Raw genomic sequence first — 11513 nt, 5'->3', positions numbered from 1 at the left:
CCTTTTGTATCCTGAGAAAGTTGCGTTTACCGGATCGGTATCCACACAGCAGATTTCTTTGCCGGATTCCATAAGATGTTGAGTAAGAAAGCTGGCGACAAGGCTTTTGCCCACTCCGCCTTTGCCTTGAAAAATTGCATTAATAGTAGCCATAGTTTCACTCCTTGTATTTATTTACCGACGAGCTCATCGAGCTCTTCTTCGGTGACGTTCTTTTCGTGGATAAATGATGAATTGCTATCAAGCTGCCCTGCATGAGGACCGCTTCCGCCCAAGGGTACGGGGAGAGCGGAAACGGTCCTTACAGCAGGAGTGCCTGTTATGGCCGGGGATGAATTGCGAGATCTTAAGCTTTGTCCAGTAAAGGGATCGAAACGGCAGAAGTGGATGTAAGTCATTGAGACTTTGCCTTCTCCATGAAGCTGATCGTAAATGGCTTTTTTGGTGTAGCCTTGCTTGGTGAGTTCGCGAATTGTTTTTAGATTTGCTAAGAACTCAACTCGCGCAAAGCCTTTATCTTTTTTCGCCATGTGACTCTTCCTCTAAAAGCAACATCATGGCCAAAAGACGCTTAGCTTCTGGAAAACCTTTTTTGCGTGCTGCTTGGAATGGGCGATACCCTGAGTATCCAAGGCGCAATGCGACTTTTGTCAGGGTGCCGTATTTTTCAACAAGTCGTTGGACTAGGAACTCATCACTTATTTTCATAATCTGCATTTATGCTAATTTAGCACAAAGTGTCAATGCTAATTTAGCAAATGCTTAAAGTTTGATTTTGTATATTTTAGAAGGATGGGAAAATATGGATATAAATTCGAAAGGGCGTTAGTTGCGGAGATTGTGTTTCTTTATGAGGAGAAGGGTGTCTCTCATACTTCGTTTGCCAAATTGTTGTATGGTGATACGTCAACAGCACCAAGTAAATGGTGGAAAATTAGAGAATGTTCGCCTACTGGTAAGCCGCAAAGCTTCCCTGTGACTGAGGCTGTTGAAGCTTCAGAAGTTTTAGGCATAGACGTAGCCAGTCTTTTTTTTAGGGTTCAAGAGAAGATCAAATCTAAATCTTGAGGTTTATTTTTTCAGTTTCATGTTTTGTCGTCGAGTTCTTCGACAGTTTTCTGTAGTTCTTTTTCTATTAGTGAAAGGATCGCTCCAATTCTCTCGTCAACATTTTCAGCAAGAAAATTAATCGCAGCAGCAAGTCTGTAGAGGTTTGTTATTTGGTTTTGCATGTAGACTCCTAGGGTGCTGATGACGAAAGTGTTCTTCTATATGACAAATCATCACTTGTCTTATTTCTTCTCTTGTGCTAATTTAGCATAAAGTTAAATGTGATTAAATGCTAAAAAGAATTTGGAGAGAGCATGGTAAATTGGGATCGTCCATTAACGGATAATGAGGCCGCATTTAAAGATCTGCTAATTGCAGGGCTTCCCCCTGTGATTGCACGCCATGATGTGGATAAATATACCGGAGGTTGGCTATCACCAAAGACCTTGCGAAATGATGATAGCAGGATGGTTGGACCTAGGAGCCATTTTAAGAGCGGCAAGAAGATTCTCTATCGAAGCACGGACTTAGTGGAATATGGGATTCGGCGGTTTGGGATTATTGAGAAGGAGATTTTGTTGTAGTGGGCGATCCTCCGCTTCTGAAGAAGGGAAGAGGATCGCTTTACTTTTTTATTTGTCGAGAATTAGGACTGTATCCGGGTGGGGATTTAATTTTAATAGGATGACGTCGTAGATATACTTTCATATTAATAGGGGGGAGTTTCCGCTTTTTCTATATAATTTTTCCTGACCTGCCTAAATTTTTTGCCACGATTTTCTGCACTGTTGGTTACCTTAGCCCAAACTAGTTCCATTCCATAGTTTGCCGCGAGATTCATGTTAAAACCTAAATCAGGACGTAGTTGAGAGTCGATAAGCGCTGCGGCAAGATACGCACTTGCTGCAGTAACATTGACATCTGTTTTATTATTCGTAGGAAGTTTCCAGTTGACGCCCTGTGAAACAATTTCATGCTTATATCGCCAATAGAATTCAACTTGATCCAAAGATGGAGATTGAACAACCAGAGCAAAGTTAGCCTCTGGGAAAAGATCTGTGTATAATTTTAAAGCAACGTCGTGATTGCTCAGTTTTTTTTCAATTTCTGAAGTTGAATTAGCTAAGACTCTCAATTCATTTGGGTTCACTATAACAAAATCTGCAGCTCGTAACGTTCTCCGTAGTACTTGCTTGCTATTTAAGAGGCTTGGTATTAGCTTTCCAACATCCCAGCTTACGCGAAGGCCTAGGTTTATTTTTTTGGCCCCTGTAAGCAATTCTGCAACAACGCTCATAGCACGATTGTCAAATAGAGAACTAATATGAATCCAGTCTGCAGCTGCCAGCCTTTTCAAGAAAAAAGGCTCTTTTCTGCACAAATGATCTAGGTAGTCTTCTAATTCCTTATTTGAGCCAGCGCCAGTGAGATTTGTTCTTAGTGCTTTTCCTGCCTCGGAGCTTGTTCCTGACCAGTAATTAATGGTTATCCCAGGCTTGCTTTTGGACTTTTTAATATACTTAACGCCTATGTTTTTCGAGATAAGTTTTTCTATGATGTCAAAATTGCATGCGGCTTTCTCCTTATAAAACATTTTCTCTATTGTTTTACCTGCAACTCCAATGTATTCTAGTTCCAAGTTTCTTGCGCCCATTTCTTTATGCCTAATGTCCAATTCGCTAAGGCACTCTATTGCGTGATATGCGCCTCCTCCTAAAAAGAAATCATAGTTTTCGATGAAGTCAGGGCCGTAAAAAGATTCAATATGTTCCCACAAAGATTCTTCAGAGGTTTCAGTTTCTTCTCCTGCAACTGCGTTTAAATTTAAGGGTTCCAGGTGCGTATTCTTGGGGAAAAAATTTATATTTAGGGCACCAATTCCTATTACACGTGGAAAGGCTGTTCTCGGCTCACTTGCTCGTACCCAGTCTACCGCAGGACGGCTAGTCATGAAGAATGGAATGTCGGATTGGTCGCACCAATCTCTTATTTTCCTTTTTAATTCTTTGGGGGAATACACTTTCCACAAGGCAATATTCGTATCGAAATTCATTCTTTTTACAGTGGAGGGGTATTTTAATGGGCGACCACAGCTAATAGCATTATCCATAAGTCCAAGATTGTCAGCGTACCATTCCTTTCCTAAAACGATATCAATGTGAGGTTTGCATAGTTCCAAAATGCCCAGATAGTCCTCATCAGGAACCACTGGCAAAAATGGTCTCATTGCAAGGATTGTTTTCATCCCAGCTTTTTTAAATCGTTCAAGCTGTTCTATCCGTTTATTCACAGATGGTATGGGCTTAGGTTCTAAATCCTCTTTCTGATTTAATTGACTTATACTTACACAAGCATAGAAATTTAGACCTTTTTGTTTTAGCTTTTGCTTTACAATTTTCAGTCGCTCAAGGTTATCATTTTCAATGATTGCCCGTGTAGTTATCATGATTTCAACATCGAATTCATATTCAATTGCTTCAATAAGTTCTACTGCTTCCTTTTGTCGGGATTTTCCAGCAAAAGAATCTGTGTCGCCACTAATATAGACAATGTCAAATTCTCCTTTATGGCTTTTCAGCCAATCTATGATTCCTCGTACGTCTTTACGTCTAAATGACAAATAGGAAGAATTAACATAGCAAAATGGACAATTGAAAAGGCAGTGGCGTTCCTCGCTGTAAGGGCCCAAAGATACCATTGCTCTGTTGTCCCATATTTGGAAAGGCTCAATGTTATCTGGGCGAGATTTAACTGTTCCTGATTTTTCGCGACATTTTTTCTGATTTCCAGCATCAATTTTGCTTATTTGCTTTTCATCTTTTGACTCAAGCTGGTTAGTGTTAGTTATTTGAAGATTGCATTGCAAAATATGAAGAACTGCTAACACGGCATTTGAAGAGGCATATGCACGGTAGAAGCCTCCCGTCTCTTTTTCTAGCGCACTTTTTTTCTCATCACCATCATCGCTAATTCCTTTCATGACGTATGCTGGTATGCCGTGCTCATGGGCTGCATTCATAAATCCATGGGATTCCATTTCTACTGATACCAGCTTAGGATGTACTGAATTTTCTGTTTTTATAGTACCATCAGTGGGTATTTTTTTCAGTGTATCACGAAATACTGCATCCCGAATTAGAAAAGGTCCACCTGCGGTGACTTCGACAACTAAATGGGGTTCCTCAAGAGCTTGGGGTGAGATGATTTGTGGCTTGCGCAATTTATTTAAACTAACAATTACTTTATGAATAACATTAACGCATTCAGATCTCCAAGGTGCGTAAGTAATTACAGAGCTTCGAAATAGTCCCACAGCTTTTCGCATTTCGGGGCTCGTTTGATACCCTTCTGATCTAAATGTCATTATACCATTTTCTACTGCAATATCATCATAGCTCAGGACATGGCTTGAATATGGAACATCTCCAAGCTTGGTGTCTGACTGATTAACAGCGGCAGCAATACCTATTAATACAGTGGTTTTGGGCATCAACTCCATAAATAAGGGGGCAACAAAAGCACCCATTTTGGTTGCACCCATTTGGTGTGCACAGCATATTCCAATACGACAAGAGCTTTCGCCATTAAGGTTGAAGTCGTATAGCCCGACTTGGTTGATATCTTGACCGATGAAGGTTGCCTTTTCATTTAGAACAGCAGTAACTACTTGGTGTTCTTCAGTTAGAGCGGTTACAATTAATACTTCCATGTTGTGTCTCCATCGTGCGGGGGATAAATTTCTGTATCACGTTGATTCTTTTTTTGCTTATATGTTTAATTCAATTAAGTCTTGAATTTTCTTTATCATGAGAACTTGTAGGGTTAATGAAATAGAATTCATTTTCCTTCGAAATTTAGAGAACCCTTAAAGGTAGATTTTTTTCTATATTAATAAGTTTGTGAATAGCCTCTATTTTTGTAGATATTCTGGTAAATTGGTGGCGATTCAGAATACTCCTTGTTTAGAGTTCTTGAAGTTGTATGACTGTTTTTTATCGTGGATAGAAAACTAAAAAAAAGCCGCAGATTATATATTCTTCTGCGGCTCTTACTTTATGATCTTAATATCTGGTCAAGTCTTATTGCTGTTTTGTTGCCTTTTTTTACTTTCTGCTTAAGTTTTTTAGGGCTTAGTCTTTTTACTAGTAGGGCTGCCATTTCCTTTTTGATTTCTTCTGGAGTGGACTCGCTGTAGATTTGGTCTACGAATCCAGAAAGCATATTGTTTAATCCGCTTTTGTTGCTTTCTACCCTCATTTTAAAATCTTTTAGGATAGTTTTCGGCGAGATTTCTTCCTGTTTTTCTTCTTTCTGTTCCTGCGGTATAAAAGAACCATATCCACTAGATGTTTTTGCTCCAAATCCTTCATCGCATGCTGTTTGCCAGTGTTTGGTTACAATTTCTCTATCGGCTTCATTAGGGCAGATGAAGCCGAAGCAATAAGTCATCCCTTCAGGGACAACGGCAAATTCCACCGGGACTGGTTCTTCAATGTCCGGGGCTGTTTCATAACCTGCTTCATCTGCGTTGGCTTTAGTGTGATGAGGAGTGATGACATCAAGATCCAGCATGAGAGATATTTTTTTTGATAATGGTTGCGGGAAGACATCAAGGAAAACAGCTTTACCATTTGTGTTTTCATCACCGTATATCCGCTGTATTAACGCTAGCTCTGCATCTTGTTCAGCTTGTTCCATTTCAAGGGCTTCCTGCTTTGCGATAGCTTTGCATGCCCCTTTCACTGTTGAGCCGGGAATATATGGAACTCCATAGGTATGATGTAGAGAGAAGCCAATATGCATTGCGGCACCATAACTCAGGCCGGATATAAATCTTGCGCCAGTTTTAGCCTCTAAAACGAGTGCGCGTTCTTTTAAGTAGTTCTGCCACTGTGTGTAGAAATCATTGTACGTATTTCGGAAGTCTCCATCCTGAACAGATTTTACAAGTTCATCCAGCACGGTCCTTTTATCGCCGATATAGCCACCGTTTTCTGGTTTACCTATTTTCAGCGTGTCGCGGTCAAACTCGTCATAGGTCAGTACGTGGAGCCCAAGTTTGTGCAGTAGCAGTGATGGGTGGATAGTTTGAAGATTAGCTTGCATGGCTACCCTCGTTTTGACCTCCATTGGAAGTTGGTTTTTTCTCAATAAGAGCTTTGGCCATACGTTTCAGCCATGCAATATAGGTGGTAGCTTCAACAGTGGTGTGGCGCAGATTGCTTTTGCAAAGCTTGAAGGCTTCTTTGGGATGGTCGCTCACTTGTTTGCCAGCCAGATATTCAACTATTTCTATGCCCAGCAGGTAACGATCATTCTGCTCGGTGTCGTTTTTATCCTTTTTGGATTTTTCAAGCAGATATATTATAGTCTGAGTCAGTCCGTTAATTTTAATCTTTGCGGGCAGTCCTTCCAGTTCAGTTCTTATGTCCGCAGCATTATCGGTGTCTTTAATGCCGTTGATGAATTTGAAAGACCTTTCTGCAAGAGTATTTTCTTTGCTAATCATCTTTGCCACCTTAGTCCTGATTTATGGCGGTTATTTGCATCAGTCCATGACCGGTGGATTCGTTGCCACCGATTTGGAAAAAATGTGGTTCCGTTTTCATTAATTTGGAGGAATATTTCCCTGTTGTTTCCTCTTCTGAAGCTCTGAATGGAGGGCTTTCCAACAGCTGGCCGAAAAAGACACTTTCCGCAGGAACATATTCTGCGTACCAGAGGTTGTCAGATTTTTTGGACTCGGTGAGTTTGTTGTGGGCGCGGATTTCCATAGCGTTGGATGCAAACCATTCGAATGTGCTATCAGAGACCAGAGCTAGTCTGGATGTTAAGTGCGCAGGAATTCCATCTGTGGGCAGGTCGAGTGTTTTGTGTTCTGCATTCAGTTTGATATCTTCAAGATAGAGTTCTTTTATATCGCTTAGGGTTTCTGATATTATTGTTTCGTTTTCGCACTGTTCTTTAATAATATAGGGCGAGAGTCCTTTTTTCTCTCTGGCCTCATTGAATCTGTTTATCTGGAGAGGGCAGGTTATCAGGAAGAAAGTTCGCACGCTCGCTCTGACCGGTAGATACAGAATCTGGGCATCCACAAAGCCGAGCAGTCCGGCATTCTTTTTGTCCGCTTCTTGAGAGTCCGGGCCGAATGCTGCTATCACATCATCCTTCCACGCTTCACTACGCTGGCAGATATCGCGCCAGACACCTTTGATTGAGGTGGACGGTATAATTGGGAAATTGGTGTAACGTTCGCGGACGACTGGCAGGTCTATGCCGTCTCCGGCTTCGGTTGCTCCGCAGTGAAGGGGAGTTACACATCTGTACATGAGTATATTGGATTCGGTAAACATTGATTACTCCTGTATACCTGAAGAAGGTTTTCCAACGAAACAAAGGCCGAAGCCCTGCGCTTTCAGGAAGTCGTCATCACCGACTACCTGACCGTTCAGTTTGATGATATTATCTAGTTGATCCGCTTTGGCTTTGAAATGATAGACGCTGCCAGCAGGGACAAAGCTCCTTGCCGGTCTTTGTTGTTTCTTTTGAATGTCATATCCGCCCAGATAGAACGGTTTGCCTACAGCCGCAGCCAACAAGGTTGCTCTAACTTGGCCAGTACAACTTTTAATGGTGCATTCTTTATTTTGATCGGAAGTTGGTCTCCAGCCTTTTTCGAAGTATGCCGGAGTTGCCAGATACAACCGAAATGAGATGTTACCATCTTTGTCCGGTGTCAGTTTGTTTGAAGGGGACGCAGGCCACTGTAGTTTTGTAGCGGTGACGGACGCGGTTCTCCTTTCGCCTGCCACGGAAAGTGAATTACTTTTCTCGTCGATGATTCCTTGCAGAATTCTAGATGCTCCCTCATCATTGCTGCCCCATTCGCAGAGCAGCTTGGCCTTGCGTTTCGTATTCATGCGCACATGTTTTAAGGAAAACAGGATGGAATCTTTTCCAGCATTTGTGTCAGGATCGATGCCGACATTGGTGCGGTGTTCAGGAGTCCAAAGTTCATCTTGCGGATAAATATCAGCTTCTTTCTGCAATAGCGGCAATGAACCAGAGTTAAGGTACTCACTGAGCGAATCCGCACTGATCCACATGATATCTGACTGCTTGGGCAGCCTCTTGCCTTTTGGCGGGACGAGCGTGAATTCAAGATTTAGATTGGAGGCTGAAGCATTATTCTTCAGCAGCTGGAAAGGCATGAAGCCGTATTCTGTTGAATCCTGCTCTTCAAGAAATCCGTCCAGTGGCAGGGGGAACATTGTCTTTCCGTCTATTACAGGCAGCGGACCTTTCTGGAAGAGATCTCCGGAGGATTCTGTATCGCCGAACCATGCGGGCCAGCTGTGCTTGAATCCATTGTCCCGTTTCAGGTTGCCGAAGTTCTGGGTGATGAAAATACTTCCGCGCATAGCTCCAAACATGACTGAAGGTGGCGGTGGAAAAACAGAATCCACGGCATGAGCTTCATCCATGCCGAAGCTGCGGCTATCCCGGCAGAAGATTGTATCGAGAGGGCTTATTTCTACAAACATTGCATCCTCCAGATGTTGCGTAGGCTGATCAGGGTTGCGGCTATGAATGATGGTGGACTGTTGCGGAAGTCCATAACTCCCGCAGTGAAAAACTCTTCGAGCTTCTCCTGAACCAGTTTCATGTCGGCTTCATCTAATTCTCGGTTGGTGGCGATTCTGCTCAAGACCACTGATTTGATCAGTTCAGGATCGCAGCTTTTACCGCTTTCCATGATCAACAGGTCATGGTGCAGGTCGTACATGGTTTTTGATGAGAGTTTCTTTTCGTTGAACAGGGATTCCAATCCTTCTGCCCAGGTATCGAATTTCCAGCTATTTAATTCTGTAGGCAGGACTGTTGCGCTGACTTCATCATTCCCTTTGTATACGGTGATTGCCAGAGCATCTTTATTTGCAGCCTTGGCTTTAGTGTTGAGGGTAGCTTCAGCGTTATCCAGCAAGCGGTGCAGCGGATAGTTATCCGGAGCAAAAAGCAGGGCGGCACTCAGAGTTGCCGGAATCTGCTCGCCATTCTCGGTGTACGTGATCCCTTTCAGTTTCTCGGCATAGTCGCGTCGCAGGGTACACGCTGCTTGAATTGCAGCATCTACGGGCATGACCGCCAGCACATCATCACCACCGGCATAAATAACCCGGCCGCAGACTTCCGGCGATTCGATAGTCTTGATTGCTTGTTCCGAGAAATTCTTCAACTTGCTACTTAGCTCAGTAAGTTTCTCTACGCTTTTACAGGCATCCACAAAACGCCCCATGGAATCACCATCCGCAGAAAGCAGGACAAAGTGGCCAGGAGGTGTGCCCGCACCGATATCTTTAGCGCAAGATACTAGCTCTCCCCGCTCCTTGGAGATGGGGTCTTTGCTGGCTGTCCCTTTACGAAATTCAGTCTTGCGGAAGCATTGAGCTTCGCAAGTCAGTAGCATTTTCAGAATTTCGGGAGCTGTTTTGATGGATTTTACCAGCTCAGGCAGTGCCGGAATAACATCTTCAGGAACTGTGTTGAATTCGATGTCGCCACTCGCTTCAAGTTCATTCCATTTTTCGAAGAATGAGATGAACACAGAAGTTTCGTATTTCTCATGTCCGCTTTTTTCAATAATCCGCTTGCGCCACATGGCAGTAGCGATCGCATGAGTGGACGGAAAGTGATGCGTTTCATCTTCTATGCGGGCTTTAACTCGTTTAGCCAGTCCGACGGAGGAAAAGCGTTCTCCTTTTTGGCTGAGTTTGCTTGAATTTTTAAGAGCTCGCCCTTCGTATGTGTACATGTCCCGGTTTTCGAGTCCCTTCCACCATCTTTTGGTGTTTTGGTCCGGGTTTCCTTTCTCAAATTTCGGCGTAAGGGCTGAAAGGTTGGTCTGCAAGGTGCATTTCATACCCGGTTCTTCGTTCTGGGAGAACATACGGGTCCGCTTTGCAGCATCGAAACGCATATTCAGCTCGGCAAGGGAGTTTTCAAAGGATGCTCCCAGCTCCACTGCGCTCCAAACTGTTTCCACGAATTCTGAAGTCTGCCGTTCAATAACAGCATTCAGCAAGTCGCTTTCAACTTCCAGCTTTTGCGATTTGACGGCCTTTTCCACCTGTTCGCAGAATTGGTCCTTAATGCCGGAAATAATTGATTCCGCAAGCTCTTTCGGATTGGATTCAGTCTTCAAGAGCATGATGTTAGGCATATTCGCCTTGGAATCGCTGGAGGGCAGTACCGGATATATAAGGTCTTTCTCCTGTTTTTCAGCCGCTCCCTTCATCAATTCGCTGAGCATGGTGCTGCCGGAGCAGAGGTCTTCCAGTTTGCGTGCAGCAGTGATGAATCCATGCACCGGGCCGAAGCCTATTTTTACGAGATGGGCCATTATTGCTCACCTCCATTGAATTTGATTGAGTGCGAGAAGTATTTATCAAGGGCTGCGTTACCAGCTTGAGTGTCAATCCCTTGCAAGACCATCCGTTGGTCAAAGACCAATGCTGCTGGGTAGAACACTCCGTCATCTTTGGTTTTTAGTGGACGTAGATGGATATGCGAGGTCATGCGCTCAGTCTTAATGGTATTCCCGTCCTTATCCTCTAATTGGGTAGGAGTTTTATCTTTAAATGGAAGTCCCCAGAATCCTTTATCAGAGCTTCGCAGTTCCGCACGGACGATTTTCCATTTATTTGCAAACCAGTCCAAGGCTGCATTGCTGTCAGTAGGACGAATTCTGTCATCCCAGAGCAGGCGGAAAGGGGGTGTTGATAGCTCTACGCCGAGTTGTGGAGAAATTTTGCTCCAGAGTTCAGGCAGGGAAGCCTCATTCAGACCTTGAAATGCTCCGCATATTGCATCTGAACCCTGTATATCCTTAATGCCAAGGTATTTCATGCAGCCCCCGGCGCGGGTGGAGCGGGAACCGATGGAACCGAAGGTTATCCAGAGAATAGTGTAAGCCACAATCTGTTTCAGCTCTGCTTCCTGACCGGGACGGCAGCTTAGTTCCAACTTAAAATCGCTACCTTTGGTAATGCATTTTTGACCTACACGATTGCTTTCACCTTTTTTATTACTGGTGGAAGGAGCCACAAAGAACCACAGATATTTAGGGCAGGCCCGGTATTGGGGATCTGTCCACCAATCCTCTGTTTCCATTCTGTTTCTGACCAATGCTTTTTTGCGGAAACGCACAAGGGATTGACCACTGTCCGTTGAACCCATAATCCGGTCTACAGCCTTTCTGTCCATACCGCAGGCACGCATCCACCAGCGGATCTGTCCGCGAATAGATGGCTCCCGCAATTCTGCTGGGTAACTTACGGATGTATTGGAGCTGACCGTACCCCCGAAGCAGGGAGTGATGAATTCAGCTGATAACTCGACCTTTATTCTCGGCATTGATTATCCTCTTGTTGATAATTTAGTTAGTTTTTTCTCAAGAGTATAAG

At 43.6% G+C, this 11513-nt stretch carries 12 protein-coding genes; 2 read left to right on the top strand and 10 right to left on the bottom strand.

Annotated elements, in window-relative coordinates; genetic code table 11:
* From D0S45_19730 to D0S45_19720, 3 genes are all read right to left on the bottom strand, one after another.
* A partial coding sequence (locus D0S45_19730; protein ID TIH11700.1) for a conjugal transfer protein TraL occupies positions 1-153 on the bottom strand: 153 nt, incomplete at its 3' end.
* Positions 154-170: 17 nt separating this feature from the next.
* A complete protein-coding gene (locus D0S45_19725; GenBank protein TIH11699.1) occupies positions 171-530 on the bottom strand; it encodes a hypothetical protein in 360 nt (119 codons plus the stop codon).
* Positions 514-708, bottom strand: a complete 195-nt coding sequence (locus D0S45_19720) for a hypothetical protein (GenBank protein TIH11698.1) — start codon at positions 706-708, stop codon at positions 514-516. The genes D0S45_19725 and D0S45_19720 overlap by 17 nt, the downstream gene beginning before the upstream one ends.
* Positions 709-792: 84 nt before the next feature.
* Here D0S45_19720 and D0S45_19715 point away from each other — a divergent pair, with 84 nt between their 5' ends.
* The gene (locus D0S45_19715) at positions 793-1068 is read left to right on the top strand and encodes a hypothetical protein (GenBank protein TIH11697.1); all 276 of its coding nucleotides are present in this window, start codon (positions 793-795) and stop codon (positions 1066-1068) included.
* Positions 1069-1364: 296 nt separating this feature from the next.
* Positions 1365-1634 carry a hypothetical protein gene (locus tag D0S45_19710; protein TIH11696.1) on the top strand — a complete coding sequence of 90 codons (270 nt, stop codon included), beginning with the start codon at positions 1365-1367 and terminating at the stop codon, positions 1632-1634.
* 125 nt (positions 1635-1759) lie between these two features.
* Here the strand turns inward: D0S45_19710 and D0S45_19705 are convergent, their stop codons facing one another.
* The 7 genes from D0S45_19705 to cmr1 form a co-directional block, all read right to left on the bottom strand.
* Positions 1760-4759, bottom strand: a complete 3000-nt coding sequence (locus D0S45_19705; protein TIH11695.1) for a hypothetical protein — start codon at positions 4757-4759, stop codon at positions 1760-1762.
* Between the two features lie 344 nt (positions 4760-5103).
* Positions 5104-6180, bottom strand: coding sequence for a type III-B CRISPR module RAMP protein Cmr6 (cmr6, locus tag D0S45_19700; GenBank protein ID TIH11694.1), 1077 nt, complete (start codon positions 6178-6180; stop codon positions 5104-5106).
* Complete coding sequence (cmr5, locus tag D0S45_19695; protein TIH11693.1) at positions 6146-6559, bottom strand: type III-B CRISPR module-associated protein Cmr5; 414 nt, start codon at positions 6557-6559, stop codon at positions 6146-6148. Before cmr5 ends, cmr6 begins: the two co-directional genes overlap by 35 nt.
* Positions 6560-6569: 10 nt before the next feature.
* Positions 6570-7403 carry a type III-B CRISPR module RAMP protein Cmr4 gene (gene cmr4 / locus D0S45_19690; protein ID TIH11692.1) on the bottom strand — a complete coding sequence of 278 codons (834 nt, stop codon included), beginning with the start codon at positions 7401-7403 and terminating at the stop codon, positions 6570-6572.
* A gap of 3 nt (positions 7404-7406) precedes the next feature.
* Positions 7407-8594 carry a hypothetical protein gene (locus D0S45_19685; protein TIH11691.1) on the bottom strand — a complete coding sequence of 396 codons (1188 nt, stop codon included), beginning with the start codon at positions 8592-8594 and terminating at the stop codon, positions 7407-7409.
* A complete protein-coding gene (gene cas10 / locus D0S45_19680; protein ID TIH11690.1) occupies positions 8585-10450 on the bottom strand; it encodes a type III-B CRISPR-associated protein Cas10/Cmr2 in 1866 nt (621 codons plus the stop codon). The genes D0S45_19685 and cas10 overlap by 10 nt, the downstream gene beginning before the upstream one ends.
* Entirely contained in the window at positions 10450-11463 is a 1014-nt protein-coding gene (gene cmr1, locus D0S45_19675; protein TIH11689.1) for a type III-B CRISPR module RAMP protein Cmr1, read from the bottom strand. Before cmr1 ends, cas10 begins: the two co-directional genes overlap by 1 nt.
* Positions 11464-11513: the final 50 nt, after the last annotated feature.

This window comes from Marinifilum sp. JC120 (genome assembly GCA_004923195.1).
GTDB lineage: Bacteria > Desulfobacterota > Desulfovibrionia > Desulfovibrionales > Desulfovibrionaceae > Maridesulfovibrio.
Note: the sequence above shows the minus strand (reverse complement) of the source record. Positions and strands in the feature narration are given on the sequence as shown.

Excerpts from the sequence above, each read along its gene's own strand:
- D0S45_19715 (TIH11697.1), top strand. The coding sequence starts at position 793 with ATGGGAAAATATGGATATAAATTCGAAAGGGCGTTAGTTGCGGAGATT.
- D0S45_19725 (TIH11699.1), bottom strand. The coding sequence starts at position 530 with ATGGCGAAAAAAGATAAAGGCTTTGCGCGAGTTGAGTTCTTAGCAAAT.
- D0S45_19705 (TIH11695.1), bottom strand. The coding sequence starts at position 4,759 with ATGGAAGTATTAATTGTAACCGCTCTAACTGAAGAACACCAAGTAGTT.
- D0S45_19685 (TIH11691.1), bottom strand. The coding sequence starts at position 8,594 with ATGTTTGTAGAAATAAGCCCTCTCGATACAATCTTCTGCCGGGATAGC.
- cas10 (TIH11690.1), bottom strand. The coding sequence starts at position 10,450 with ATGGCCCATCTCGTAAAAATAGGCTTCGGCCCGGTGCATGGATTCATC.
- D0S45_19720 (TIH11698.1), bottom strand. The coding sequence starts at position 708 with ATGAAAATAAGTGATGAGTTCCTAGTCCAACGACTTGTTGAAAAATAC.
- cmr4 (TIH11692.1), bottom strand. The coding sequence starts at position 7,403 with ATGTTTACCGAATCCAATATACTCATGTACAGATGTGTAACTCCCCTT.
- cmr5 (TIH11693.1), bottom strand. The coding sequence starts at position 6,559 with ATGATTAGCAAAGAAAATACTCTTGCAGAAAGGTCTTTCAAATTCATC.
- cmr6 (TIH11694.1), bottom strand. The coding sequence starts at position 6,180 with ATGGAGGTCAAAACGAGGGTAGCCATGCAAGCTAATCTTCAAACTATC.
- cmr1 (TIH11689.1), bottom strand. The coding sequence starts at position 11,463 with ATGCCGAGAATAAAGGTCGAGTTATCAGCTGAATTCATCACTCCCTGC.
- D0S45_19710 (TIH11696.1), top strand. The coding sequence starts at position 1,365 with ATGGTAAATTGGGATCGTCCATTAACGGATAATGAGGCCGCATTTAAA.